This window comes from Nostoc sp. DedQUE08, assembly GCF_034530895.1.
Lineage (GTDB): Bacteria > Cyanobacteriota > Cyanobacteriia > Cyanobacteriales > Nostocaceae > Nostoc.
Map to the genome: position 1 here is coordinate 44,516 of NZ_JAVRCD010000022.1, position 25,556 is coordinate 70,071.

At 42.2% G+C, this 25,556-nt stretch carries 23 protein-coding genes and 1 tRNA gene; 10 read left to right on the top strand and 14 right to left on the bottom strand.

Annotated elements, in window-relative coordinates; all coding sequences use genetic code 11:
* Nucleotide 1 precedes the first annotated feature (1 nt).
* Nucleotides 2–2,740: a CBS domain-containing protein gene (locus RMY64_RS16640; RefSeq protein WP_322700630.1), complete on the bottom strand. Its 2,739-nt coding sequence runs from the start codon at nt 2,738–2,740 to the stop codon at nt 2–4.
* Nucleotides 2,741–2,897: 157 nt separating this feature from the next.
* Between RMY64_RS16640 and psbZ the strand changes: the two genes are divergently transcribed.
* The 5 genes from psbZ (at nt 2,898) to RMY64_RS16665 (ending at nt 6,429) form a co-directional block, all read left to right on the top strand.
* Nucleotides 2,898–3,086, top strand: a complete 189-nt coding sequence (gene psbZ, locus RMY64_RS16645) for a photosystem II reaction center protein PsbZ (protein ID WP_322670309.1) — start codon at nt 2,898–2,900, stop codon at nt 3,084–3,086.
* 192 nt (nt 3,087–3,278) lie between these two features.
* Nucleotides 3,279–3,857, top strand: coding sequence for a 6,7-dimethyl-8-ribityllumazine synthase (gene ribH, locus RMY64_RS16650; protein ID WP_322670310.1), 579 nt, complete (start codon nt 3,279–3,281; stop codon nt 3,855–3,857).
* A gap of 176 nt (nt 3,858–4,033) precedes the next feature.
* Nucleotides 4,034–4,105, top strand: a tRNA-Gly gene (locus RMY64_RS16655).
* Nucleotides 4,106–4,754: 649 nt separating this feature from the next.
* Nucleotides 4,755–5,162, top strand: a complete 408-nt coding sequence (locus tag RMY64_RS16660; RefSeq protein ID WP_094348002.1) for a hypothetical protein — start codon at nt 4,755–4,757, stop codon at nt 5,160–5,162.
* Between the two features lie 4 nt (nt 5,163–5,166).
* Complete coding sequence (locus RMY64_RS16665) at nt 5,167–6,429, top strand: glutamate-5-semialdehyde dehydrogenase (protein ID WP_322670311.1); 1,263 nt, start codon at nt 5,167–5,169, stop codon at nt 6,427–6,429.
* Between the two features lie 68 nt (nt 6,430–6,497).
* On the opposite strand, the gene RMY64_RS16670 is transcribed toward RMY64_RS16665, so the two are convergent.
* Nucleotides 6,498–7,511, bottom strand: coding sequence for a hypothetical protein (locus tag RMY64_RS16670; RefSeq protein ID WP_322700631.1), 1,014 nt, complete (start codon nt 7,509–7,511; stop codon nt 6,498–6,500).
* 238 nt (nt 7,512–7,749) lie between these two features.
* Here RMY64_RS16670 and RMY64_RS16675 point away from each other — a divergent pair, with 238 nt between their 5' ends.
* Both RMY64_RS16675 and RMY64_RS16680 read left to right on the top strand, forming a co-directional pair.
* Entirely contained in the window at nt 7,750–9,321 is a 1,572-nt protein-coding gene (locus RMY64_RS16675) for an alkaline phosphatase (RefSeq protein WP_322700632.1), read from the top strand.
* A gap of 813 nt (nt 9,322–10,134) precedes the next feature.
* Nucleotides 10,135–10,989 carry a universal stress protein gene (locus RMY64_RS16680; RefSeq protein WP_322670314.1) on the top strand — a complete coding sequence of 285 codons (855 nt, stop codon included), beginning with the start codon at nt 10,135–10,137 and terminating at the stop codon, nt 10,987–10,989.
* Between the two features lie 176 nt (nt 10,990–11,165).
* On the opposite strand, the gene psbM is transcribed toward RMY64_RS16680, so the two are convergent.
* The 5 genes from psbM to RMY64_RS16705 form a co-directional block, all read right to left on the bottom strand.
* Nucleotides 11,166–11,282 carry a photosystem II reaction center protein PsbM gene (psbM, locus tag RMY64_RS16685; RefSeq protein ID WP_084227279.1) on the bottom strand — a complete coding sequence of 39 codons (117 nt, stop codon included), beginning with the start codon at nt 11,280–11,282 and terminating at the stop codon, nt 11,166–11,168.
* Nucleotides 11,283–11,483: 201 nt separating this feature from the next.
* Nucleotides 11,484–11,780 (bottom strand): 2Fe-2S iron-sulfur cluster-binding protein, encoded by a 297-nt coding sequence (locus RMY64_RS16690; protein ID WP_322700633.1) that lies wholly within the window; start codon nt 11,778–11,780, stop codon nt 11,484–11,486.
* A gap of 185 nt (nt 11,781–11,965) precedes the next feature.
* Nucleotides 11,966–12,103 carry a photosystem II reaction center protein K gene (locus tag RMY64_RS16695; RefSeq protein ID WP_006195022.1) on the bottom strand — a complete coding sequence of 46 codons (138 nt, stop codon included), beginning with the start codon at nt 12,101–12,103 and terminating at the stop codon, nt 11,966–11,968.
* Between the two features lie 125 nt (nt 12,104–12,228).
* Nucleotides 12,229–13,353, bottom strand: coding sequence for a tRNA guanosine(34) transglycosylase Tgt (tgt, locus tag RMY64_RS16700; RefSeq protein WP_322700634.1), 1,125 nt, complete (start codon nt 13,351–13,353; stop codon nt 12,229–12,231).
* A gap of 445 nt (nt 13,354–13,798) precedes the next feature.
* Nucleotides 13,799–14,251, bottom strand: coding sequence for a hypothetical protein (locus RMY64_RS16705; protein WP_322662022.1), 453 nt, complete (start codon nt 14,249–14,251; stop codon nt 13,799–13,801).
* Nucleotides 14,252–14,627: 376 nt separating this feature from the next.
* Here RMY64_RS16705 and cobS point away from each other — a divergent pair, with 376 nt between their 5' ends.
* The gene (gene cobS, locus RMY64_RS16710) at nt 14,628–15,404 is read left to right on the top strand and encodes an adenosylcobinamide-GDP ribazoletransferase (protein WP_322700635.1); all 777 of its coding nucleotides are present in this window, start codon (nt 14,628–14,630) and stop codon (nt 15,402–15,404) included.
* Between the two features lie 66 nt (nt 15,405–15,470).
* On the opposite strand, the gene RMY64_RS16715 is transcribed toward cobS, so the two are convergent.
* From RMY64_RS16715 to RMY64_RS16730, 4 genes are all read right to left on the bottom strand, one after another.
* Nucleotides 15,471–15,926 carry a PPC domain-containing protein gene (locus RMY64_RS16715; protein ID WP_322670317.1) on the bottom strand — a complete coding sequence of 152 codons (456 nt, stop codon included), beginning with the start codon at nt 15,924–15,926 and terminating at the stop codon, nt 15,471–15,473.
* Between the two features lie 86 nt (nt 15,927–16,012).
* Nucleotides 16,013–16,690 carry a ComF family protein gene (locus RMY64_RS16720; protein WP_322670318.1) on the bottom strand — a complete coding sequence of 226 codons (678 nt, stop codon included), beginning with the start codon at nt 16,688–16,690 and terminating at the stop codon, nt 16,013–16,015.
* Between the two features lie 93 nt (nt 16,691–16,783).
* Nucleotides 16,784–17,275, bottom strand: a complete 492-nt coding sequence (locus RMY64_RS16725) for a GNAT family N-acetyltransferase (protein ID WP_322670368.1) — start codon at nt 17,273–17,275, stop codon at nt 16,784–16,786.
* A 569-nt stretch (nt 17,276–17,844) separates the two neighbouring features.
* A complete protein-coding gene (locus tag RMY64_RS16730; protein ID WP_322670319.1) occupies nt 17,845–19,011 on the bottom strand; it encodes an AI-2E family transporter in 1,167 nt (388 codons plus the stop codon).
* A gap of 274 nt (nt 19,012–19,285) precedes the next feature.
* On the opposite strand from RMY64_RS16730, the gene RMY64_RS16735 reads away from it, so the two are divergent.
* Both RMY64_RS16735 and RMY64_RS16740 read left to right on the top strand, forming a co-directional pair.
* Entirely contained in the window at nt 19,286–19,627 is a 342-nt protein-coding gene (locus tag RMY64_RS16735) for a hypothetical protein (RefSeq protein ID WP_322670369.1), read from the top strand.
* A gap of 286 nt (nt 19,628–19,913) precedes the next feature.
* Nucleotides 19,914–21,338 carry an LCP family protein gene (locus RMY64_RS16740; protein ID WP_322670320.1) on the top strand — a complete coding sequence of 475 codons (1,425 nt, stop codon included), beginning with the start codon at nt 19,914–19,916 and terminating at the stop codon, nt 21,336–21,338.
* On the opposite strand, the gene RMY64_RS16745 is transcribed toward RMY64_RS16740, so the two are convergent.
* The 3 genes from RMY64_RS16745 to RMY64_RS16755 all read right to left on the bottom strand — a co-directional run bounded on the left by RMY64_RS16745 (nt 21,310) and on the right by RMY64_RS16755 (nt 25,542).
* Nucleotides 21,310–22,404: an anthranilate phosphoribosyltransferase family protein gene (locus RMY64_RS16745; RefSeq protein WP_322700636.1), complete on the bottom strand. Its 1,095-nt coding sequence runs from the start codon at nt 22,402–22,404 to the stop codon at nt 21,310–21,312. The genes RMY64_RS16740 and RMY64_RS16745 overlap by 29 nt on opposite strands.
* Nucleotides 22,405–22,784: 380 nt before the next feature.
* On the bottom strand, nt 22,785–23,426 hold the full coding sequence (locus RMY64_RS16750) for an FHA domain-containing protein (RefSeq protein WP_322670322.1): 642 nt from the start codon (nt 23,424–23,426) through the stop codon (nt 22,785–22,787).
* Nucleotides 23,404–25,542 (bottom strand): substrate-binding domain-containing protein, encoded by a 2,139-nt coding sequence (locus tag RMY64_RS16755; RefSeq protein ID WP_322700637.1) that lies wholly within the window; start codon nt 25,540–25,542, stop codon nt 23,404–23,406. The genes RMY64_RS16750 and RMY64_RS16755 overlap by 23 nt, the downstream gene beginning before the upstream one ends.
* Nucleotides 25,543–25,556 lie beyond the last annotated feature (14 nt).

The following is a 25,556-nucleotide window of genomic DNA, read 5'->3' on the forward strand; positions in this document are numbered from 1 at the left end:
TTCATTTAGGATAGTGTTGTGCTAAAAACTCCTTAGCTTCAGTCTTATCTTTAATTACTCCATCCAAGGTAGCTGCAAGCATATCATCTAATATTTGTCGATATTGAGGCCCTGGTTTGTAACCCAGTTTCTTTAAATCATTGCCATTCAGTAGTGGCTGCACATTAGCCCAAACAGTTAAATATTCCCAAATCTGATGTCTAAGCGATCGCAAACTTTGCACAGCAATTAAAATCAGCATTGGTAAATCATACTGTCGCAATAACTGTACTACTTGACTAGGACTTTGGCACTTAGGCAAAGATTCCATTACTTCAGTTTGAGCACAAACCAAGTTTTGCAAGCGTTTAATGCCATCTTCTTGCAATTGCAGATTTTTTGCCACTTTTGCCCGATATTCTGGTGTTAGATGGGCGATTAACGTTTCTAAACGCATTTCCCAATGAATGAGGGTTGGTTGTGGGTCAAATCGCCGCAAACAGCGTTCTAGCAAACGTAATTGTCGTAGGACTTCCACATCTAGCTTCAGGCTAGGATGGATGCATTGCAATGCCTCTAAGTTATCTAGCAACTGCAAAGCCGATTTCCAGTAGGGGGCTTCTAGGATATGTTTTAGTTCTGTTTTCAGTCGAGTTTGCAGGGCTGGAGTTCTGCTATTCTCTTGAGCAGTGCGATCGTAAACACCACTGTTGATGGCATAGCGGATAAACTCTTCAGTTTGCGATTCTATCTGAAATCCGAAGCGCACGGCAAAGCGCACGCCACGAAAAATGCGGGTGGGGTCTTCGATAAAGCTGTTGGCGTGTAAAACCCGAATTTGTTTAGCTTGTAAATCTAGTAATCCACCAAAAAAATCGAGTAATTCACCAGTCCGAGGAGAAGTCAGGCGCAAGGCGAGGGCGTTGATGGTAAAATCTCGGCGATACAAATCTTGACGAATAGAACTCGCCTCAACTTCTGGATTTGCGGCTGGATAAGGATAGAATTCTGTTCTAGCGGTGGCAATATCTACCCATAAAGAATCTAATTCTGGGTCTTTGTGCCACAGCAAAGCCGCAGTTTGAAAAGCCCCGTGGATTTCTAAGCGAGCCGTAGGGTAAAGTTGTTGGAGTGCCTTGGCTAATTCCACACCAGCACCGACATCTGCTGATTTATGAAAGCCATCAACCACAAGATCGATATCTTTAATCATCAAAGTGCCCGCTACTGCTTCTGTTAATAGCAAATCCCGCACCGCACCGCCCACTAGATAAAGATGCCAACCCCGTTTTTCTGCCTCTTGCGATGCTGTAGTGAGTAATTGCCACAGTTGGGGAGCAAGGCGATTTTGCAATTCAGTGCTGAGAGGAATTTTAGATTTTGTTAGCGCAGCGTTAGCGAGTCCGTGAGCGTCATTTTGAATTTTGAATTTTTGTCCCTCTTGGTCTTCATCCCTTTCTTGATGTAATTCCCGCAAGACATCAGTACGCGTCACAATGCCCATTAACTGCCCATTTTCCAATACTGGTAAGCGTCCGATATCATAAGTCACCATCAGCGACTCAATTTGTGGCAATGTCGTATCTGGTGTAATCGTTTTGAGATTCTTGGTCATGTAGCCCTTGACTGGCGCATGACTAAATCCGTGGTGTAAGGCGATATCAATATCCCGCCGCGAAATAATACCTACTAGTTGCCCTTGAGTATCAACTACGAATAAACCAGAGTGTCCATAGCGTAATAAAATGCGCTGGGCTTCGGCAATTGTGGTTTCAGGCAGAATCGTGCGGACAGGAGAAGACATCAAATCCCTAGCAGTGAGGGGATGGGGAATTTGTGCTTTTATCCCGTCAAGGAGTTGTTTTAATATTGCTTGCGAATCAACTCCCCTGAGATTTAGCGATGCGGCTTGCGAATGACCGCCGCCACCCAAGAGTTGGAATAATAGGTTAAGATTCGTTTTGGGAATTTGCGATCGCCCAATTACAGTTAACCGTGAATCCTCTTCACCTAAAGGATACTCATTAGCCAGCAGTAGGGCATCAATTTCGGTTAATTCCACAAGTTCCGAAGCTAGGCTCGATAGCCCTGGTACAAAAGCCTCAGTTTTCAAAGTTACCCAAGCAACCGTATATCCATGTACACAGACATATTCTAAACTTTCCAGAGATTCAGTTAATAGCTGCTGCAATTGCGGAGATAATCCGGGGTCACGGTAGGTGGAAATTACTGATAAACTAGCCCCTTGTTGCATCAACCAAGCCAAAGCTAAAGCATCTCGTGGTGTGGACTGGTCATATGTCAAAGAGCCAGTGTCAACGTGGATACCCAAAGCCATCACAGTTGCTTCGGCAGCAGTCAAGGAAATTTCCTGTTGTTGCAATTGCTCGACGATTAAAGTTGTGGTGGCTCCTACTGAGTCAATATGCGATCGCGTGGCAGAAATATCTGATTCTTGTCCTAAGTGATGGTCATAAACTATAATCTCTCTTACAGTAGGTAAATCAAACCACTGGGCAGCTTTACCCAAGCGATCGCGTTGCTGTGTATCCACCACGGTCAGAGAGCGAATTTTTTCTGGATTCACCGAACGGCGTTCAATCAGTGGATATTCATCCCGATGCAATGCTAAAAAATCCCGTACAGTAGGATGAGAGCCGCCAGGTAGCACAATCTTGCTTCCCGATAGTAGGCGCGTCAACCCTACTGCTGCTCCTAATGCGTCAAAATCTGCTGTTGTGTGGCAAAGAATTAAATCCATAGTTAAGAGTCATTAGTCATTAGTCATTGGTGTTTAGACAAAGGACAAATGACAAAAATGTTGCAATTTCTGCTAGCTTAAAAATAATAAGAAAGTGTCAGTGTCGCCCTTTAGGATATTCTATCCTTAGTATTTCGCTGTATTGGGAGAAGCAAAAATGACCATAATATTCCAATTTGCCTTGATCGGTCTAGTAGTGTTGTCTTTTGTCCTCGTTGTAGGCGTTCCGGTTGCTTATGCCACTCCCCAAAACTGGAATGAATCTAAAAAACTGCTCTGGCTTGGTTCTGGGGTCTGGATTGGTTTGGTGTTTTTAGTTGGTTTGTTAAACTTTTTTGTCGTGTAGGCGACGGCTTCGCTCTGGCGCAGGCACATAATATAAGAAATAGAGGGGCAGAAAAGCCTAGGTCAAAGGTTAAGGGAAACAAGGGATTTTTTCTTTTTCCTACTAACTTAATTTTGACCGCGCTTTCCTGCTCCTCTACATTTAAATAAGAAATGTATATTGGCCAGAAGTATAGTTGATAAAGAGGCAGTCATGGCAGTTTTCGAGGGAACTTTTACCCAAACGGAGCCTTTGCGGTTTGCAGTGGTGATTGGTCGATTCAATGACCTCGTTACCGGAAAGCTGCTAGAGGGATGTCAAGATTGTTTAAAACGCCACGGTGTAGACCCTAACCCCCAAGGTAATCAGGTGGACTATGTTTGGGTTCCGGGAAGTTTTGAGGTACCTTTAGTAGCTCGCCAATTAGCACTTTCCCATCGTTATGATGCTGTAATTTGTCTTGGCGCAGTGATTCGAGGACAAACACCCCATTTTGATTACGTATCCTCAGAGGTTTCTAAAGGCATTGCTGCCGCTAGCTTTCAAACTGGGGTGCCAGTCATTTTTGGCATTTTGACAGTAGATACTATGCAGCAAGCCCTAGAACGGGCAGGCATAAAAGGTAATCATGGCTGGGATTACGCCCTGAATGCTTTAGAAATGGCTAGCCTGATGCGACAACTGCGTTCTAACCTAGCAGAGCCATATTCTCGTAGTAGCCAGTCTCTGCCACCTTCTTTTCCAAGTGCCAGCGTTAGCAATTTAACTGTCGAGTCAGAAGAACTCAGCTAGTCCGTCATTAGTCATTTGTCCTTTGTTATTCATTAATGACGAATGACCAATGACTAATGACCAATGACCAATGACGAATGACCAATGACTAATGACTAATGACCAATGACCAATGACTAAATTAAGGGGTTGACAATTACAGATAAATCTGAGATATTGGTATTCGGGTGATGATCGCGGGTATAGCTCAGTGGTAGAGCGTCACCTTGCCAAGGTGAATGTCGCGCGTTCGAATCGCGTTACCCGCTTCCAACTAAAACCTCTTGAATTTAACAATTCTAAGAGGTTTAGTGTTTTTAGGGTGCGTTGAAGTGTTCGTAGATTACCTCTGCACTCTTGTGAACTGCTCCGAATGTGGACAGATCGGTTAAAATTAGCCACAATCTATATATTTGGACAAAGAGTTAGACACTAAATATGTTTTAGCAGTTTCTGCTCTGGAAACGCCTGTGAACTCCAAGGCATAGAGATTGGAGACAATCCCGGTCTAACCTTGATAACTGATTGTAATATATAGTGACCCAAAGGGAAATTAGCGGGTTTGTTAATGCGTGTTGTTTACGAGCCTAGCCTTCCCAAAGGATTGGCTTTAGGAGTGGTCGCCACCTATGCGCATAATAAATCCCCAAAAACGCAACCACATTACCTTGAAAGCGACAGATGAAGAGAAGGAAATTTTTAAACAAGATCGCCAACTACGGGGAAAGATTAAAAATAGATAACTCCGTACTGTGGCAATTAGTAGGATACTTAAAGTTAGCTGCATCTACTGTTGGTAATCAGGGCAATGTTTGCATCACCTTTTTATGTATATAAAGACAGAAGCCTTTAAGGTGTTTACCAAGGCATTATATTCTCGTAGTTCGTGTAAAACACGCTCAAGTTATTAGAACGCTTGTGCAATCTCAAAAACCCGAAAAAATCGATTTCAATACCGAATACCCCTGTCCCTGTCGTCGCCGGGGTCAGTTAATTCCGATTACGCTGACAGAAGCATTTGGTTGCGATCGCTGTCAGCAAATCTTTGTTGTAGAAGATAATGGTCATGTCCTAGAACAGCTTTCCACCACCTATCCCTACAAACGGGCTTGGCGTTGGATGGGAAATAGTTGGCATGTTGTCCATCCCCGCTTGGGAGAAAGCTATTTGCCTATAGCGCTGGGGATTATTTTCGTGCTAGTGATTATATGGCTGCCATTAGCACTGCGATTGGCAAATGGTTCCAGCATTATTGCTTGGGCAATGGTGGCGGTGCTATTGGCTATCTTACCAGCACTAATGGTTTGGCTTACCTACAGACGTTAACTCAATGACTGTTGAATTGTATGACCACCCCGAACCGATTACTAGTGCCCAACGAGCCTATCAAGCTTCCCTAAAGTTGGCGCTCACAAAGGGAGCAGACCGAAGTCGTGCAGTATTGGCAATGGCAAAGGCGATTGAGCGCTCATTTGACGACATTCTAGAAGCCAATACCTTGGATTTAGAGGCTAGTCGGGAAATGGCAGTGCCTGAATTGATATTGGACTGGCTGAAGCTGACTCCCACAAGGCTAGAGATGACAGTGGACATTTTACAACGGTTGGGGGAATTATCAGATCCGCTGCGACGCGTCAGAACTGCTGATTATCAACTGGAAGATTCCCAGAGTTATACCCAATTAATGCCCTTGGGAGTGATTGGATTTATTTATGAGGCGTTTCCCGATTTAGGGGCGATCGCAGCGGGTTTTTGTATCAAAACTGGTAATTGTATAATTCTCAAAGGCAGTACCGAAGCTAGCCATTCCAACGCGGTCATCGCTGAGGTACTGCAAAATGCGATCGCAGAAGTTGGCCTAGCTCCTGGCTGTCTAGAACTGATCACAGCAGAACATGGGGCTTCTGTTCGGGATCTAGTCACCCAAGACCAGTACGTGAATTTAGTTATTCCCTACGGACGTACTAGCTTAGTGCAGCAGGTAGTCCGACAGGCAACTTGCCCAGTTTTAAAGTCGGCGATGGGTAACTGTTACCTCTACTGGTCGCTCAATAGTAGCTTAGAAATGGTGCGCTGGATGATTCTTAATAGTCATCAAAGTGAACCCGATCAAGTCAACGCCATTGAAAAAGTACTAATTCATCGTCAAGCCTTGCCATCATCTTTAGCAGTCTTGTGGAACAGCTTGATGGAAAAAGGCTTTGAAATTAAAGGAGATGCAGAACTAGTCCAATCCTTTCCTCAGTTGCAGCTGGTAAAAGAAGGCGAATGGGGAAACCCTTATTTAACGAGGACAGTAGCTTTTAAACTGGTGGATAGCTTAGAGGGTGCGATCGCTTGGATTAATGAATACAGCAGTGGTCATGCTGACTCCATCGTGACTGAATCCTACCAGGAAAGTCGGCAGTTTGCCTTGGGAGTTAACAGTGCCTCTACCTACATCAACACTTCTCCGCGTTTTTCCCGTAACCCCTCGCGGGGAGATTCAGTATTTCTCGGCATGTCTAATCAAAAAGGTCATCGCCGGGGATTTATCAGTCTGGAAACTTTGACCACTGTTAAGCACATTGTTCAGGGAAATGGCAGGTTTTAAATAATTCGTAATTTATACAGTGTAATTCGGAATTTTGAAGTAAAACTATCTGAAATCACCGTGAAAAATTAAATTTCCCACACCTCAACGGTGTTGTCTCCACTCCAAACAAATAGTTTCTGTCCATCTGAGCTAATTGCAAGACCAGTAATTGACGATAAATGACTTGTGAGACTACAAAGTTCATGTCCTGTCCGAATATTCCACACTTTAATGGTTCCATTTTCACGACTACCACTAAGTAAAAAGCGTCGATCGCGGCTGACAGTAATTACAGGCATATATCCTGAAAGGCTTAAAGTGCAAATTACTTGTTGTGTTTGCCAATCCCATATTTTATACTTTTGGTCAAAGCTTTGTTCTTGAGTCACTAAAACTTGCGAATTTGAATAGATAAAATTCTGACCCAGATTAAACATAGAAATATAGAAAATTATTTCTCCTATTTGTATATCCCACAATTCAAAAATTTCTCCGTCAACAGCATTTAAAAATGATTGACCATCTGGGCTAAAGGCAATATACCAAAACCAATCTGAGCGCCGATGTGTAGTGAAGATTTTTTGTTTTGTTTTTAGATCCCACACTTCAGCATAATCATTACAATTCCAAAGTCCTAAAACGCGATTGTTGGGTGCGATCGCGATTTGATGAAATTCCTTCGTTGCTTCTGGCTGGAATGTGCATATTACCTGTTTTGTTTGCATATTCCACACTTGAATTATGTTTTTATAATTACAAGTAACTAAGGTTTGCAACTCTTGGCTTATATCTACACAAGCTATCCTGCGAACTTCATCGGTATACCTTTCAATAGTAAAAAGATACTCAAAAAATAAATAGGGGTTGTATGCCTGTAATGCCAGTTTAGCTCTTGGCTCTGCACTTTCTTGAAGTAGCCAATAAGCTGCTTCTTGAATATCAACTTCTGAGTTCTCTAAAGCTTGAATAATCAAGTCTAAGCCAGCTTCCCCATACTCAAAAGCATCTAAAAGGGCATCAATTTTTTGTTCAAATTTTCCATAAGCTAGCAAGTGCTTAACTCTTTCAATCCCTCCCAAAATTGTATTGTTAACTGTCATAAATTATTTACTATTTAGGTGGTGGGTTTAAATTCCCCACAAAATTCTCCCAGTGCCAATTCCCTAATTCAAATTTAAATTTAACAAAATCTTAATTTCTGCTTGATCCTGGTTTGCTAAGTTCCTTGTGTTTGGTTGAGCAGCAATTAGGAAACAAGTCAAATCAAGCCATTATTTGTGCTTTTCACAACTGACCTTCCTAAATGCCAACTGTATTTACATCTGAATAGGGGTGAATATGGAACTTATTGATAGCACACGCCTCCTAGCAAATCGGTGCAGAAGGCGGAATTTTTTGTTGGGTGCAGGATTTTTAACGGGGTTAACAATCGCTAGCCAATGGCATCCGGTATTGGCTAACTCCAGGTTTTCTAGCTATCCGTTCAGTCTTGGTGTTGCCTCTGGCGATCCTTTGCCGGATGGTGTTGTTATCTGGACACGACTGGCTCCAAATCCACTCTCTGGAGGCGGAATGCCACTGGTAAATGTTCCAGTGCGGTGGCAAGTTGCCCTTGATGAAAACATGAAACAGGTTGTGCGGCGAGGAACAGTACTAGCAACACCAGAGTTAGCGCACTCAGTCCACATTGATGTCCGTGGGCTAAACCCTGACCATTGGTATTGGTATCAATTTCAAGCAGGTAAGGAAGTTAGCCCCATTGGACGGACTCGTACAGCACCAGCATTTTATAGCTATACCCAACAACTGAACTTTGCTTTTGTCTCCTGTCAAGATTGGCAAAATGGCTACTATACAGCTTATCGGCATTTAGCTGAGGAAAATCTCGACCTTGTGGTTCATCTGGGTGACTACATCTACGAATACGGGCCACAATCTGGTGGGCCGCGCCAGCATAATAGTCCAGAAATTATCACTCTTAAAGACTATCGCGATCGCCACGCTTTGTACAAAACTGACCCGAATCTGCAAGCTGCTCATGCGGCTTTTCCCTGGATTGTGACTTGGGACGATCATGAAGTTGACAACAACTACGCCAATTTAATCCCGGAAGACAACCAAACCCAAGAGGCTTTTAAAAAACGGCGAGCTAGTGCTTACCAGGCTTACTACGAACACATGCCCTTACGTCTGTGTTCATTGCCCAAGGGCCCAGACGCGCTGCTTTATCGGCGGTTGACTTTCGGTAATTTAGCTGAGTTCAATGTGCTAGACACGAGGCAATACCGCACTAATCAACCTTGTGATGACGGACTTAAGCCTCGCTGTCCCCAAGCTTTTGATACAAATGCTACGATGACCGGCTCAGAGCAAGAACAGTGGCTACGAAAAGGGTTAGACCAATCGCGATCGCGCTGGAATGTGATTGCTCAACAGACCATGCTAGCCGAGTACAATTTCAATAGTAATCCAGGTGTTGGTGTCTTCAATGTGGATCAGTGGGACGGTTACGTGGCTGCGCGTAATCGGCTTTTGAGTTTTCTCAACCAGCGCCAACCCTCTAATCCAGTGGTAATTACTGGAGATATTCATTCTAGTTGGGTACACGACCTAAAGCTTGACTTTAATAACCCAAACTCGCCGACTGTAGGCACTGAGTTTGTAGGAACTTCAATCACCTCTGACTTTCCCACCTCATTCATCGCTCCATCTCAAGCTGCTCTAACTAATAATCCCCATACTAAGTTCTTTGATGGTGCTTACCGAGGATACGTCCGCTGCAACCTGACTCCAAAACGCTGGCAAAGCGACTATCGTGTTGTATCAAGCATCGTTGACTTGAATGCTTCAGTCAAAACCTTAGCTTCGTTTATAGTCCAAAACGGACAACCAGGGGCGCATCCAAGTTAAGCAAATCTCACAAGTATAGGACTTACGCACTATACAAATCAACCAAAACGTGTATTACGGGATTTAGTCTTTTCAGAGGCTTCAGATAACCCTGATTTATTCCGACATTTGCGTAGGCGTAGCCCGTCGTAGACATCGCTGGATGCAAAACATGGCTAAAATACCTAAATTGTGTTTAGTACTTATGTACGATGCGTAAGTCCTAAAGTAATCAAACAAACCCTCCAAATAGAATCTGGGGGGTTTCAATATAGTATTAAATATAATTTCGACTATTAGAATATCTGAATTCGGAGCTTGTTATCCCACATTTTGCGGGTGTTCCGATATAGCAATATTATCTGAGTTACTAAAACTGCAAAAGGTTTAAAAAGCTAGAGAATATGGGAAACTCAAAAGGAGCGTAGACTATATTAAGTGGGAAGCGATCGCCTGTTAAAGGTTATACTAAATCAATTTTCCTATAGAGTTATTTTGGCATTTATTTGCAATACTTAACTTATCTATAATTAATAAAAGTAAACATAGATTAAAAATAATAACTAACATCATAATTTATTAAGTTCATTAGACTAAATTAAGAGTATGCTGAATAGTTGAAGCCTAGTTTAGAGTTGAAGTACTAAGTGCAAATAAAGTTAAATATTTGTTTAGTTTTTTCTCCTTTGTCATTTATTTGAGTGTTAAATACTAAAAAACAAAGTTTATTTGTGCCAACTTCCTAACTAGGTTGTCAAGCAAAGTGGTGAAAATCCGACCAGAGCCAAGTACCAACAGCGAAAACAAAAGTAAACTTCACAAAAATTACGTAAAATGATCAGAAGAATTTTGCTGGCTGTATCGGGATTGGGACACGCAGAAGAAATGCTCAAAACCCTGAAAGAAATCCCTTCAATTCAATCTGCAAAAGTTACAATTTTGCATGTTGTTCAAGCACAAAATGCTGCTGCTACCATGACAACTAAATGGGAAAATGGGGGTAAAATTCTGGCGAATGCCATTCAAACCTTGAACTTAGATCCTAGCCAAGTTTCTTCAATTTTACGTGAAGGCGATCCCAAAGATGTGGTTTGCCAGGTCGCTGATGAAATCGATGCTGACTTGATTATTATGGGTTCGCGCGGACTGAAGCGGCTGCAATCGATTTTATCAAACTCAGTCAGTCAGTATGTTTTCCAGTTATCTTCTCGCCCCATGTTGCTGGTAAAAGATGACATTTATGTTAAAAGAATTAAGCGAATTATGGTGGCAATAGATAACTCTGATTCAGCAAAAAATTGCTTGAAATTGGCATTGTTTTTACTGCGAGATATTCCAGGTGGCGAATTAATTTTGGCAAATATTAGTACAGATTTCGGCGGTAAAAAATCGGAAATAACCAAGGTTAACCCAGCTCAAAATCCAGTTTTAGCAGCCGCTGTTGCAGAAGCTGAAAAACAAGGCATCCAATCTCGTTCTTATATCAGCAGTGGCAAACCTGGTGAAGAAATTTGTCGGTTGGCTGAAGAGTTGAATATAGACTTATTATTGCTCGGTTCTCCAGATCGTCGGCCATCGATCGCTAAGAGTTTTGTTGATATCGATCGACTTATCGGATCTTCCTTGTCTGACTATGTTCGAGTCAATGCCACTTGTCCGGTATTGTTGGCGCGGACAATCGCTTCTTAAAGTAAACAGTGCTGAGTATAATAATTGTTGTAATAAAATAGTAAAGAAGTAAGATTTTTCTTGTCTTTACTATTGGGCACTCAGCATAGGCTACGCTAACAGCACTAAATGGATAGTTGATAAATAAAAACCCCTACACTATTGGCGCAGGGGTTATTTATTTTATACACAAACTCTTAACTATCTTTTCCACCTTCGCGGCTAGCAGTTTGGATGTAAAGAATTAGTAAAAACACGGCGGGGACTAGTACGAACAAAATGCTCGCTATGAACCCCAGGTCATTAACTTGCATGGCAAGAAAGCCTCTCTTAAATTTCCAGTCAACAACATTAGGATAGCATTATCGATGACAGAGTTATACCAATTCAAAATTCAAAACTTGTACTGAGCTTGTCGAAGTATTCAAAATGTCCGCGTAGCGTCTCGTAGAGAGGAAACTCAATTTTGGTAAGTATTTTGACTACTGACTGGATATAATGACAGATTTGAGAACTTAAGGCTTCGTGACTACGCTGACTGAGCCATTCACTAAAGTTTGACAGGCAAGGCGGTAATTTTCTGGCTTTTTCTTGAATTTCCGGTTTTCTACGTCTGTGCGCGGGGAAAGATTTTCTAGTCCTTCGACTATTTCAACAACACAAGTACTACACTGACCATTACCACCGCAATTGGTCATTTTACCAATCAATGTATATATATCAATGCCATTTTGTATCGCCTTGAGCCGGAGATTAGCACCATCTGCTGCCACTACTTCTTTATTTTCTTTAACGAATTTGATATTACCCATAACTGATTCCTCCTTGACTGTAAGCTTGGCTTTCAAGGCTTCATATTGACATAGCTTGATTAATATCTTATTTATTATAATAATTTATTGCAAAATATTAATAAATATTAATTTTATTAAATACGACACTGCAAAAAAATAGGACAGGTAGTCTACCTGTCCTATAAATTGAACAATAGATTAACTTATCTAAATCCCACAGCTGCTTGCCAAACGAAAGCAAGCAACAAGAAGAATACCGGGATAACTGGGAGAACGTCTACCAAAGGATCGAAGATTTGGTAAGCTTCTGGCAGTTTTGCTAATAAAAGTGCTGCTTCCATGTTTGTTTAAATCCACCTATCCAACACAGCTTTCATAATTGAGAAGTATCTTAACATGGTTTGGTCATTGGTCATTGGTCATTTGTCATTTGTCATTTGTCATTAATCCTCTGCTCTTTGACTCTCTATTTCTCATCTTTGCTTTCTTCGGTGAGCCAATGACCAAATTCTGCGACAAAGCGATCGCTCAATATTGCTTCTCGAATTTTTTGCGTAAAGCGAATTAGTTCGGTAATGTTGTGAATGCTCAACAAGGTATAAGCCAAAATTTCCTGCGATCGCACCAAATGAGATATATAAGCACGGCTAAAATTTTGACAACTGTAGCAAGGACAAGTTTCATCTAATGGCGTAAAATCTTCACGAAACTTAGCATTTTTTAAATTCCAGCGTCCGCCTTGGACTATCGCTGTACCATGTCTTGCCCAACGGGTGGGAATGACGCAATCAAATAAATCTATACCAGATGCGATCGCGATCGCCATTTCCCGATAAGTTCCCACACCCATCAAGTAACGCGGCTTTTCGGGGGGTAAAAGTGGTGCTGTTACTTTGACAATCTCAGCCATCAATTCTGGCGGTTCTCCCACACTCACGCCACCAATGGCATATCCCGGCAAATCTAACTTAGCCAAAGCTTCCGCTGCACGGCAACGCAAATCCAAATACACGCCCCCTTGCACAATCCCAAACAAAGCCTGATCGCTGCGTTGATGAGCCGTTATGCAGCGTTCTAACCAGCGGTAAGTGCGCTCAGTTGCAGTTTCTACTTCTTGGCGAGTCGCTGGGTAAGGCGGACACTCATCAAAGGCCATAATCACATCTGCCCCCAAAGTATTTTGAATCTCAATGGAGCGCTCTGGTGTTAATTTAATAATTTGTCCATCATGGGGCGAGCGAAAAGTTACGCCTTCTTCAGTAATTTTTCGCATCTCGCTTAAGCTGAAGACCTGAAACCCACCTGAATCTGTGAGCATTGGCCCGTTCCACCCCATAAATTTATGCAACCCACCACCTCCAGCCACGATCGCTTCCCCTGGTTGTAGGTGAAGATGATAAGTATTGGATAAGATCATTTGCGCCCCAGTCTCTCGGAGTTGAGATGGAGTAATAGTTTTGACATTAGCCAGCGTTCCTACTGGCATAAATCTGGGGGTTTCTACAAGACCGTGAGGGGTGAAAAACACTCCTGCTCTAGCTTTTGTCTGACTACAGCAAGCAAGACATTGAAAAGAAAAATTCGCACTCATGCCATTTGGAATTTTAGATTTTAGATTTTGGATTGTGAAACACTAATCGGTAAAGAGTTTCAAAAATCCCTAACTAGTACAACGCAGCAGAAATAAACCACCCCTGACGCTCGATGACTCGCTTGCCGCCGGCGCTAACGGGTGACGTTCGCAAGCTCGCTAACGCTACGCTAACGGCAGTTCCTTATGGCGGGAACCCCCTCTGAGCGACTGCCTCACCATTTCATTACAGCCAGAAAGCGCAAAATGAAAGCTTTTTGACTTTTGGCTTTTGCCTTGCGGTACTAGCAGCCATAAAACCAAATGGTATTAGGGCAAAATTAATAATATTTGGCTAAATTATGGACAAACATCAAGATTGGTAGTTGAGTTTTAGCGAACACTTAAGCATTCATTATTAACCTAGTTACCAACTTTACGAGTATATACTCTAAATAATTGTTATTTAGAAAGAATCAGAACAGTCATCGTCAATTTCTGCATCCCACTTGGCTGAGAGTACTTGTTCCATCATCGCTTCTATAGCGCTGACATTGAAGCTTCGCTCTCTTCGCTCTTGTAAAGGTGTCGATCGGGGAATTAACCGCAGACACAATCCTTCTTGCATCAAATCGAAGTAGGTTTCTTGTTGCGACGACTGTTTTAGTTCTAAGTAATCAAAACTACAAACATTCAGATATAGCGCGCGGTTAGCCACTAAGGTAGACCTTTGCGGATTGGCAAAAACTTCCATCACATCCCCTTCACCCTCGCTCAGTACCTTATCTTCTTGGGTGTAGATGTAGTGGACTCGACCTAAATCTGCCAGCAATCGCCGGATGTCGAGCTTATTCACAATGATGCCCGTGTTAATAATGCACGGAGCTGGTATCCTGGTGTCGGGTAGATGATGACTCATAGGAAAATTGCGATTGAGCTAAGGAGAGCAACAACATAGCTAAACTGTCATAATTGAATAGCTTGTTTACTCCCTACATTTAAAAAAATATCAATTTTATGGGGCAATCGTCTAATAATTTGGAGTAAGTTTTTAGTTAACGAATACAAAACAGAAATTTTGCTCCTTGATGGAATTTTAACTTCCTAAGTTAGTCGTTTTTGTATAAAAAAATACTCAAAAATATTTGTTTACCACTTAGACCAGCATAACAAAATTTTCAACGAGAATGTTTAATAGAAGTAAATCTTATTTAAAGTTTTAAAGTCTACTGATGTCGGTTCTACCGAAATTATGACTATTATCCAGCAATTTACCAAAAATTAATGTAATTCAGATGACGAAACAGCAACAGTGGTGGAAAAAGCTGCTGTTAAAGCTGGCGGCTAGTATTATATTTTACACAAGTATTCCGTTACCGTATTTGAACGGATTGGACTTTCAAAGAGTAGCACGTCTTGCTTCGCTTGTTGGAGTGATGATTGGGGGAATTTTAGGGTTTCTGGATACGGGGATGGATTATCTGGGGATGCCCGTGTTAACTCGTAGTGCTTTAGTAGTAAGTGTTTGGATTGCCATAACTGGAGGATTGCACTTAGATGGGGCAATGGATACTGCCGATGGTTTAGCAGTGGGCGACCCAGATCGGCGACTGGAGGTGATGGCAGATAGTGCTACAGGAGCCTTTGGAGCAATGGCTGCGATCGCCTTGGTGCTACTGAAAATAACAGCTTTGACAGATATGCCAGAAAACCGTTGGTTATTGCTGATGGCTGCTTGTGGCTGGGGACGTTGGGGACAACAGCTAGCGATCGCCCGATACCCTTATCTGAAAGCAACTGGTAAAGGCGCATTTCACAAACAAGCCATTCGTTCTTACAAAGATTTGTTACCAGGATTGTTGTTGTTGTTTAGTTTGAGTGGTTTACTTTGGCTGATAAATAGACAGCAACTATTTCTCGCACTGGCAATGATAATTGCTGGAAGTGCGATCGCTACTTTAACTGGTGCATGGTTCAACCACAAATTAGGTGGACACACTGGAGATACTTACGGCGCAGTCGTTGAGTGGACTGAAGCCTTATTTCTCTGCGTACTGACTGTAGGAAGTTAGGAGTGAGGAGTCAAAAGTGAGGAGTTAAAAATCAAACTCCAAACTCCTAACTCCAAACTCCTAACTTTATTTAATCGGTTGCAACTTTGTCACTTTGAGTTTAAAAGCCCCAACCCCAGTTTCCCCAAAAGACCGGACACGAATCACATAATTCCCTGTCTCTACGATGCGAGTAAAGAGTAAGGAATTGCTACTACCATCAGGGCCATCATCATTTTCTGCCAAAGTCGAACCATCAGGTGCTAGCAGTGTGATGATGCTGTCAAAGTTTTCCGATGACAGGTCAACTGCTAAATTATCGCCCTTCTGCAACTTCACAGTGTAATCACGGGCAAACCCACCTTGACCTGTGGGAATATCTTTATCTGAAAGGCGATCGTCAATTTCAGTACTGTTAGATAAAGGAATTGGACTATACAATTTATTTTGAGCAAAAGCTGCACTAGTACTAATGCCTATTGCCAGCAATGTGGCAGGAATGATGACAAGTTGTTTTAAACCTGCCGCAAAAACTTTATTCATACATTTCAAGCAATTTTTCTACAAAAATAGGGTAATTAGGTCAATTTATGTACTTATCCGTCAAAGCTTGCCTATTGCTTCTTAATTTATCCGTCTTTGACGGCAGTGGCTACAGCTACTAATCCTAAGACCACAATTCCATACTGACGAAGTGTTTGCACAGCAGACCTGGCAGTAGCACCAGTAGTATAAATGTCGTCCACTAACAGCACTGGGACATTTGGAGGACGATGGCGAAATTCTTGCCCAATAGCAAAAGCTTGGTTCAAGTTTTTTTCTCGTTTAGATACCGACAAACCAAACTGCGCTTCAGTTTCTCGCACTCTTGCTAAACCGTTTAGTTTCAATTTTAATCCAGTTATTTCGCAGAAACTTTGTGCTATCAGTGCGGCTTGATTGTATTTACGTTGTTTTTGTTTGCTAGCGTGAAGTGGGATAGGAACTACTACAGGCTGGCTATCTCGCTTCGGTGAATTTAACAACCATGCTTCCCCTAACCATTGACCCAAAGGACGAGCTATTTGGGGTTGATTTTCATATTTCATCGCTGCGATCGCTCGTTTCACTGGCCCACCATATTCCCCCCAGCCAAACACTGGTATAGGCTCTTGCCATAGAGAAATCGGGTCTTTACGTTGACATTTTTGCAGTTGTCTGGTGCAGTTTTGACAGAATTCTTGGGAAGTTGCGCGTTGACATAGAGGGCAATGGGATTGAAGAAAAAGATTGAGTAAGCCTGTGAGATTTTTAATCCAAGCGTGCATTTAAAATTGTCCTTTGTCATTTGTCATTTGTCATTTATCGTTTGTCATTTGTCCTTTGTCGTTTGTTTTTAGCTAATGACTAATGACTAATGACTAATGACTATTGATCAATGACTTAACATACACGCGATCGCACCTTGTTGTTTCCACTCCTGTTGCTGGAGTGTAGCCATTGTTTTCATACAGCTTGACTGCTTCCACCAAAACACTGGCGGTTTCAATCCAAATTTGTTGAAAACCACGCTTTGCGATCGCTGCTTCTAGCTGTTGTAACAAATATTTCCCTAATCCTAAACCCCTAATGCTGGGTAAAAGATACATTTTGCGGATTTCTACAGCTTTTTCACCTCGGTGTATGGGGTAGTATGCTCCAGTACCTACTAACTGACTTTGGTGTTCAATTACCCAAAACTCTCCCCCAGTAGCTAAATAACATTCCTCAACTCGCAGCACATCTTGGTCAGCACCCTTGGGTTCCCAAGCCAGACCGTATTCTGATAATACATAACTGATGACTTCGGCGGCTCTTGTGCGATCGCTTTTCACCCAATCACGAATTAAAAAATCTTGATAATAGTTTTTCATTACCATTTGCTGGTCAAGTTTACCCAGAAAAATTTTCCGCATCTATATCCCAATTTACTCAGCAAATAGCAATTCTTGCAGAGTTCATTTCAAGCTGTAATCTCCAGGCGTGAATTATGTCCACAAATTCGGGAATTAATTCAGTCACGTTCCCAGGTGATTATTCAGGGAGATGGTATCGATCGGCAAGTGTAGAACCTAGCAATTTCACTCCTGCTGCAATTTAAAAGCACTTCTTGCAAAGTAGTTTCCTTTCCTAAATTCTAAATTAGATAATGATTCTGAAAGTTAGATTTATTTAAAAGCTTAAAAGCTATTTAGAATATTGAAGCGAAACACCAACTGGCATTCATTTCTTGTGGCAAAAGCTGACTTTTCACAGTATTTAGAAAATTTTGATATTAAACAATCGCTTGCAACAGAATTTAAGAAATAAGAGAGGTAAAGGGAAAAAGGTTAATAATAGTCTCTCACCATAGAAGCAATAGCTTTTTACCCTTTCCCTTGTCCCTTACCGTTCCTGATAAATAACTGATGATACACTTCCTGCTCCTTCCTGCCTTCTTGTATTAAGGCAATGTTGCTTCAGAAATGCTCAAAGTTTTGTTGTCGTCGGCTTTCGAGGACTCATTTCCTGGAACGGATGCAGTTATCTCCCCAATGGCGCTGTCGTTTGTCCCAGTACCAGGACGCAAGGCACTTAAAGCAGTCTTAATCACAACAGCTGTAGGTACTGCCACAATTACACCTAACAGTCCGCCAATTCTTGCCCCTGTTAAGACCGAAATTAAAATCCAAACTGGATTTAAACCGGTAAAACTGCCTAAAATTCGGGGGGCAATTAAGTTTTCGAGAATTTGCTGTACAATTACCGCTGCGATCAACACTCTCACACCCATTGAAAAATCTTGCAACGCTACCAACAGTGTAGTCAGGGCAATGCCTACAGAACCGCCAAAGGGAACGAGAGCCATCAGGCCAATAGTTAGTCCGAATAACAATCCAAACGGCACTTTCAGCCACAAAAAGGTAGGAATAAGGGCTGAAGCCATACAGGTAGATAAAATCAACTGGGTGATGAAGAAATTTTGGAAACTTAGGCGGACTGTTTTAGAGAAAGGCTCGCGAAATTTATTAGGTAGCCACTCCACTAAACTTTCCCAGAGTTCACCCCCATGCTGTAAAAGATAAAAAGTCAAAACCATCGTCAAGAGAATATCTAGCAGACTAGTAACTGTCAGTACAGCTAGATTTAAAACTTGTCCGGCGATCGCTTGTAATTGTCCTTTGACGCGATCGTTGATTTGCACTACCAGAGCATCGAGGTTAATCGGCAAGCCAAAAGTCTCAGCTTTTTCGTTTAATATCATTAACTGAGAGCGTCCAGAGTCGATCAGCTCTGGCAAACGAGCCACCAGTTGTTCAGCTTGGGTAAGAGCCAAGGGAAAAAGTGTCACACCCAACGCTAATAAAATCGATAAAGCCAAGAGAAATACTAAAATAGCAACTTGCTCTCTCTTAGCACCATGATGCTCCATCCAGCTCACGGGGTAGTTGAGCAGAAATGCTAGCACTGAGGCTCCGACTAAAATGACTATGAGAGAATGGAAATAATTGAAAAATACCGAAATTGCCCAACCATTGATAACTAGCAGCGGAGCAAATAGCGCGATCGCCCCGATTCGCGCTATTGGAGTAAATGTTTGCCACCAGTCGAGTAGCTTACGTGTCTGCATTTTGAGCTGATTGCGGAATAGAACTAAATGAAATTTTTCCTTACAGCTTATTATCTCTAACTATATGAATCTTATTCATCCTTCTAGTTTAGGAGTTAGATTAACCCCAATGAAGAATTTTGAACCGAAAGACAATAGGGACTGGGGACTGGGGACTGGGGACTGGGGACTGGGGGAAGAAGAGGGACAAGGAGGACAAGGAAGAATTATTCCAGAAGTCTCTTTTTTGTCTTCTTCCAATTCCCAATCCCCAGTACCCAATCCCCAGTACCCAATGCCTAAAACACAGTTGCTTTTACATTTAGTTCCGATCGTCGGCTTTTTTCCATCCTTGTGGACGCTCTATCGAGGCCAGGGTAATCGGGAACAACTTGCTATTAGTCGTCTGTCTATTACTTTGGCACTTACTTGGTTGTTGAGTTATTTATTATTGGCTACCGGGGTAGCAACTTCAGATTTTTTTCCGCTACGTCTATTTATCCTCAATAGCTTTCTCACGTCAGGTTACTTTTTAGTAAGTATTTGGTTGATTTTGCGCCTAATGCAGGGCAGATCTAGTCGTTTACCAGGGTTTAGTAATTTAGCTGAACGAGTGCTTGGCAAGTATTTATCTTAATTTTTTAAGGCGATAAATTGTCGGTGTTTTTACTGAATTTTGGAAAATTTCTGGCTGATTTCTTTATATATCTAGTCAAATCCAGTTTATTATTGCCATACTTCAGTAAAACATCTCCAGGTTGTCCCAAAAAAAGAATAAATGCTGCTATAAGTGTTGTGGTTGACACTACATTAAAAAAGTTAGCACCGATAATTAAGAGTTAGCTATTATGGGTTAATTTGTTTGGGTGTTTTTAGTCTGCAAAATTACTGAATTTGATTAGTGAGTAAGTGTGAGGAAGTCTGTGACCATTCAAAGAAGTTCGGCGGAAGAAAACCAGTCGGGAAAAGCCTCAAAATCCAATAAAAAAATTCCCCAAAGCTCAACATCAGGGCGGTGGCTGTGGTTTTGGGTAGGTATGGGTGGTATTGCGATGGTATCAGCAACTGCGGGGGCGCTTTTAGCAGTGTCTTTGACGAGTACGCCTTTGCAACAAGCGCAGCTAACTCCAAAGGATGAGGCGGCCTTTGATAGCGATCGCATTTCTGGAGGTGTGCTGCGATTTTCAGAATTAACTCGTCCAGTGAATCTTTTGGTGATGGGAATGAGCGTACTTCCCCCAGATATCCAAAACCCTCCTGAAGATACCAAAAATCTCAAATACCTGCCCCAAGTCAACTCTTTTGATGGTCTTTCTGATGTGATGCTCTTGGTCAAATTCGATCCAGAGACGAAAAAAATAAATATGCTCTCCATTCCCAGAGATACCCGCACGGAAATAGAGGGGTATGGAGTGAAAAAAATTAATGCTGCCAATGTTGACGGTGGGCCAGCTTTGACTGCCAGAACTGTTAGTAATCTCTTAGGAGGAGCAGGAATCGATCGCTATGTCCGAATTAACGTTTTGGGAGTTGCCAAGCTAATTGATGCTTTGGGTGGCGTGACTGTCTACGTTCCTAAAGATATGAAATATCAAGATGATTCTCAGCATTTGTACATCAATTTGAAGGCTGGTAAGCAGCACCTCAATGGCGAGCAAACATTGCAATTACTGCGTTTTCGCCATGACGAACTCGGTGATATTGGTCGGATTCAGCGCCAGCAAATGGTCATGCGTGCTTTGATGGAGCAAACACTCAACCCGGCTACTGTTGCTCAATTACCGAAAGTTCTTGATGTCGTGAAAGACCACATTGATACTAACTTGACGGTTGAAGAGTTAGTAGCGCTAATGGGTTTTGGGGTGCGGACAAATCGCTCTAATATGCAAATGTTAATGCTGCCAGGTCGCTTTAGCGAAAAGAATGAGTTTGATGCTAGCTATTGGTTGCCCAACAAAGATGGAATTGCGAAACTGATGGCTCAACACTTTGGTTTGGAGTCAGAACAGGAACAGCTGGCAACTACAACTAACCCCCGCTCTTTGCGTGTAGCAATTCAAGATAGTACAGGTGGCGATCGCTCTAATCTGCAACCGTTAATTAGAGCCTTAGAAAAATCTGGATATCGCAACATCTATGTGGCCAAGGCATGGGGCGAACCTCTAGATGTAACTCACATTGTCGCCCAACAGGGAGATGGTGACAGTGCTGAGTCAATTCGCGGCACTTTGGGATTTGGAGAAGTGCGGGTGGAAAGCACTGGCAACCTTGCATCGGATATCAGTATCCAAGTAGGTAAAGATTGGTTGGAACAAAAATCTATTTTGGAGAAGTCGTTGACACCCTAAAGGGTATATCTGCTGATACTGAATTTATTACCTGGCTCAGTTCTTGGAGTTTAGCTGCTGCTACACCATTGGTTAATAATTCTTCTGCTTTAGCTAAACCTTCTGCCATATCTGAACAAATACCACTGCGCCATAGATAAAATCCGCCATTCCACAAGGCTGTTTGCATCAATTCACCTGGTTTACCTGCCAAAACCTCTTGAATATCCGCCACCAGTTCTTCAGTAGTTCCAAGGGGTACGTTCTTGGTAGTAAAGCCGTAATCGCGCGGTACGAGGTGCAATCGTTCTACCTCTTGGGGTGCTACGGATGAAGATAAGCTGATGATTGCAGTGCGATCGCGCGGTAAGTCGCAACTACCTTCCAATCCTTTGACTAATGTAAATTTTGTCACTCCTCGCAGTCCTAGAGCGATCTGAAACATCCCTTCTGTCGGTGGATGGACAAACCCAGCAATTACGTGAACATCCCCAGCATAAGGACACCAAATTAGCTCCATTGTCGCCAACGGCGGACGTTTGCCCAGTTGGTCGCGGTACTCCCAAAGACTTGTAGTTAAGGGAAAATGCTGAGGTAGATAAATAAAGCCGATTGCCGTTTGCTCAAACACTTGTTGAGTTTGTGCTAGGGGTAAAGTAGTCCAATCGACTCCTAAACCCTGCCAAATATTTATCAGAGGTAAGCCGTACTTCGTGGGGAGGCGATCGCCACCATGCATTACCACTGGTTGTCCCACTGCGGCGAGTAGTAAAGCTGTGACGGGACTAATTGGTGCTGTACGTGTCCTACCATCATAAGGGATGCCAAGAGCGATCGCTGGTCGCCCAGAGGCTATGGGTTGCAGCTTTGGCCCCAGTTCCTCATAAGCATCCAACATTCCGGCTAACTCTTCTCCCGTAGGACGCTTGATTCGGTGAGCAATCAAAAAGGCTCCAATTTGGGCTGGTGTCGCTTCACCCAGCAGCATCATTTTAGTAGCGGTGGCTGCTTCAATACGAGTTAAATTCTTAGATGTGTGGTTTCCACTGCCTACTTTTTGCAGAAATTCCCGAAATACATTGCTCATTTTTCCTTTGTCCTTCGTCCTTTGTCCACTGTCATTTGTCCATTGTCCGTGAATAACCGAAAATGGCTAATGACCGAATTATGGATTTACAGCAGTTTTCATGTATTTAGACCACAATTATGAGACCTAACCCCCAGCCCCTTCCCTACTAGCGTTGGGGAGAAAATCAAAGCCTCTCTCCTTTTAGGAGAGAGGAATGGAAGTGAGGCCTATTTGTGGTTCATTTACCTGAAAATCGCTGTAAGAAGGTAAAAATGAGTCGTCAACAGCAGGTTTACTAAATTATTTAGCCCAAAAGTTTGTCTACCTTTAACAAAGGGCTTAAGCTTGTTGTTAAGCCCCAAGTCTTGTTAATTTAAAGTTATAAATTCAGCTTTCTACTACACAACATATACAGTGAAATTAACTAGATTATCCTGACCAAATCGCAGGGAATCGCCGTTCAGTAGGCGATACTGCATCCCAGGAGTTAAAGGATTGTTGTTTAAATAAATACCATTTGTACTCATATCAACAATCATATAGGAATTTTGCGACCAGTCCCAATCGACTCGCGCATGACGACGTGAGACTATTCCCTCACTGGGAATGCCGGTCAAGTCAATTTCTGGCGGCGCTATTCCTGGACTCTGACTGCGGCGACCAATATAACCTCCTTCCCCAATGAGGTGAAATTCTCTGCCAGTGCTATGAATCAGCTTTAAGGCTGGCGCTCTTTGAGGTGGAGGGGTATAAACAGGTGGTGTTGGTTGATAGGAAACTCGTGGCTGATAGACTGTTGAATAATCAATTGGGGCTTGTTGGGGAGCTTGGTAATTAGGTTGGTCTGTAGGCGGCCGCTGATACTGAACAGGTGGTTGACTAGGCTGTTGTTGAATAGGTGGAGGTTGACTAGGTGGTTGTGGTGTAGAAGAAACTACATTACCCACAGGGGTAGAACACCAGGGACAAACCTTAGCATTGTTCGGCAGGGCGCGGTTAAAATATTCGCAACTAGGATTAGGGCACCGATTTGCAGGCATAAGACTTTATATCATCAGGCATAGGTTGTAAAGCTACAAGACCTACTTTACTAAATAAACACTGACCCTGACGAGTAGTTAGCATCTGGGCAAATGTAGAACCACCAGGTAGGCGATTGCTGTCTTTAGGGTACACCACAAAAATAGGGTATCCCAAGGGGTAGCTTTGGAAAGTTGTGACATCAACATAATAATCATCATGTTGACACAAATCATCTGAGGGATTAATTGAGCGGCGATCGCGCTTTTGAAACAGAGGTTGAATAGCGGACTTTTTACCATCTGCGATTGCTAAAGGATAGCCAGTACACTGACTCGAAGTTTTACTGATAATCCCAAAACTGATAATACCAGTAGTTCGCCCATCTAAAGTTTCACTGCGTATCAGGTTTTGGGTTTTTGTTGTATCAAGTTTAGTAACTTTCGCTGCAAATAAAGCTTCGTCTTGAGGAGCATTTTGCAGAACTATTTGTTGAAATTTACTGATTGCTTCCGGTTCAGTTGGGGCAAAAGGTTTCACAGGCAGATTTGGAAGTTTAGGATTAATCTGCTGCCAATTAGTAATTTTACCTGTGTAAATTTGACGCAATTGCTCAAGATTGATTTGCCCTCTCAGAGCATTGGCAAGATTTGAGTCTCTTTTATTAAATGCGACAAAAACAAGTAACCCATCATAGGCTACTGGTTTTTTCGCAAGTTTATCTGTAATATTGTCTACCAAACTAGTAATTGCAAAATCTTTCTTGTTTGTTTGAACTTCTTCGATACTTTTAATCGGATTATTTATATTTGATGACAAAACAGATTTATAGTCAAATGTTGCTGTTGCATCTGGCTTTGGTCTGGTCAATAAATCTCCTAAACGACTGTTGTCTACTAATTGCGTTAAAACAAAACTCCATGTACTATCTTTTTCTCCTGTATAAGTAAATTGTCCAGAAGGAACGTTGGGGACTTCGGAAAAATTCCGCACAAGTCTAGACCATTGGATATATTGATTAGGAGTATCTGTCTTCCTACCCCAAAGCCAATACCAAATTCCCCCGCCAAGTAGTAATAGAAATAAGATTAATAACAAAATTAAGGGCATTGGCAAAGGCTTTTTTAGTTCTTGAGAACCTGGCGATCGCACTGAATTTGAATTTCTAGCACGATCTTCTTGAGGAAGTTCTAGTAGTGCTTTACGAGCCGCTTCTGCACTTTCAAAGGGAATTTCCAGCCCAATTAAACGATAAATAAATTGCTTTAAATAGCTATCAGTATCCGGCCATTGTTGATGATCTCTAGGATTGAGAGGCTGGTTAGATGAAAAATTAGTTGTCCGCCCTACCCATAAATAAAAGGCTAATAATCCTAATGATTCTAAATCTTGCTCAGGTCTGGCGACAGCAGGTTGAGGAATAATTGGGGGAATAAATAAGTTTTCCCAGATAGCTAAATCACAAAAATATATAGAAAATTTTTGATTATTTTCTACTTTAATTAAAGTACTATCTAAATTGATATTACCGTGAGTAATACCCAGTTGTGTTTGATTGGAGGGAAAACGTAGCTTTTGAGTGTGGAGAAACTGGAGAGTTTGTAAACCTTGATTTAGTACCTCACGCACCTCAAGAGATGTCATTGCTCCCTTTTCTATGAGATATTTACCTAAAGTTTGGGATGACTCTATGCCTTGAGTAATTAAATAACAGCGCTCTCCTTTTTCATCTGCGATCGCTTCTTTAGTTTCCACCAGACGGAAGTTTTGAATTCGACTATCGGCTAAACTTATCCCACCTACACGTTTAAAAGTCTCTTTTCGCTTTTGAGTCTCACTTTCATTAAAAGAACGATTGGGGAGCAAATATTCTTTGATGATTACAGGTTGTTTGTCTTTAAGTTGAACACCTGAGTATAAGCGGCCTAAACCGCGCACACCGACAAAACTAGTTATTTGATAAGTTCCCTGACTTCCTTTAATCTCACCCTCCTGTGGTAAAGTCGCTGGAAAACCACATTCCAAGCAAAACTTAGCACCCTTGATTTGCTGCGCCGTTTGAAAGGGGCGATCGCAACTTAAGGGAGAATTGTACGAGCAGGGGTATTCTTGATAAAAAGATTCAAATGAAGCCATATCCAAAAAGTTTC

Coding starts and splice junctions, on each gene's coding strand:
- RMY64_RS16720 (WP_322670318.1), bottom strand. CDS start 16,690: ATGCACGCTTGGATTAAAAATCTCACAGGCTTACTCAATCTTTTTCTT.
- RMY64_RS16640 (WP_322700630.1), bottom strand. CDS start 2,740: ATGGATTTAATTCTTTGCCACACAACAGCAGATTTTGACGCATTAGGA.
- RMY64_RS16690 (WP_322700633.1), bottom strand. CDS start 11,780: ATGGGTAATATCAAATTCGTTAAAGAAAATAAAGAAGTAGTGGCAGCA.
- ribH (WP_322670310.1), top strand. CDS start 3,279: ATGGCAGTTTTCGAGGGAACTTTTACCCAAACGGAGCCTTTGCGGTTT.
- RMY64_RS16735 (WP_322670369.1), top strand. CDS start 19,286: ATGCCTAAAACACAGTTGCTTTTACATTTAGTTCCGATCGTCGGCTTT.
- tgt (WP_322700634.1), bottom strand. CDS start 13,353: ATGAGTGCGAATTTTTCTTTTCAATGTCTTGCTTGCTGTAGTCAGACA.
- RMY64_RS16725 (WP_322670368.1), bottom strand. CDS start 17,275: ATGAAAAACTATTATCAAGATTTTTTAATTCGTGATTGGGTGAAAAGC.
- RMY64_RS16665 (WP_322670311.1), top strand. CDS start 5,167: ATGACTGTTGAATTGTATGACCACCCCGAACCGATTACTAGTGCCCAA.
- RMY64_RS16675 (WP_322700632.1), top strand. CDS start 7,750: ATGGAACTTATTGATAGCACACGCCTCCTAGCAAATCGGTGCAGAAGG.
- cobS (WP_322700635.1), top strand. CDS start 14,628: ATGACGAAACAGCAACAGTGGTGGAAAAAGCTGCTGTTAAAGCTGGCG.
- RMY64_RS16695 (WP_006195022.1), bottom strand. CDS start 12,103: ATGGAAGCAGCACTTTTATTAGCAAAACTGCCAGAAGCTTACCAAATC.
- RMY64_RS16680 (WP_322670314.1), top strand. CDS start 10,135: ATGATCAGAAGAATTTTGCTGGCTGTATCGGGATTGGGACACGCAGAA.
- RMY64_RS16670 (WP_322700631.1), bottom strand. CDS start 7,511: ATGACAGTTAACAATACAATTTTGGGAGGGATTGAAAGAGTTAAGCAC.
- psbZ (WP_322670309.1), top strand. CDS start 2,898: ATGACCATAATATTCCAATTTGCCTTGATCGGTCTAGTAGTGTTGTCT.
- RMY64_RS16705 (WP_322662022.1), bottom strand. CDS start 14,251: ATGAGTCATCATCTACCCGACACCAGGATACCAGCTCCGTGCATTATT.
- psbM (WP_084227279.1), bottom strand. CDS start 11,282: ATGCAAGTTAATGACCTGGGGTTCATAGCGAGCATTTTGTTCGTACTA.
- RMY64_RS16750 (WP_322670322.1), bottom strand. CDS start 23,426: ATGCCTGCAAATCGGTGCCCTAATCCTAGTTGCGAATATTTTAACCGC.
- RMY64_RS16755 (WP_322700637.1), bottom strand. CDS start 25,542: ATGGCTTCATTTGAATCTTTTTATCAAGAATACCCCTGCTCGTACAAT.
- RMY64_RS16730 (WP_322670319.1), bottom strand. CDS start 19,011: ATGCAGACACGTAAGCTACTCGACTGGTGGCAAACATTTACTCCAATA.
- RMY64_RS16715 (WP_322670317.1), bottom strand. CDS start 15,926: ATGAATAAAGTTTTTGCGGCAGGTTTAAAACAACTTGTCATCATTCCT.
- RMY64_RS16745 (WP_322700636.1), bottom strand. CDS start 22,404: ATGAGCAATGTATTTCGGGAATTTCTGCAAAAAGTAGGCAGTGGAAAC.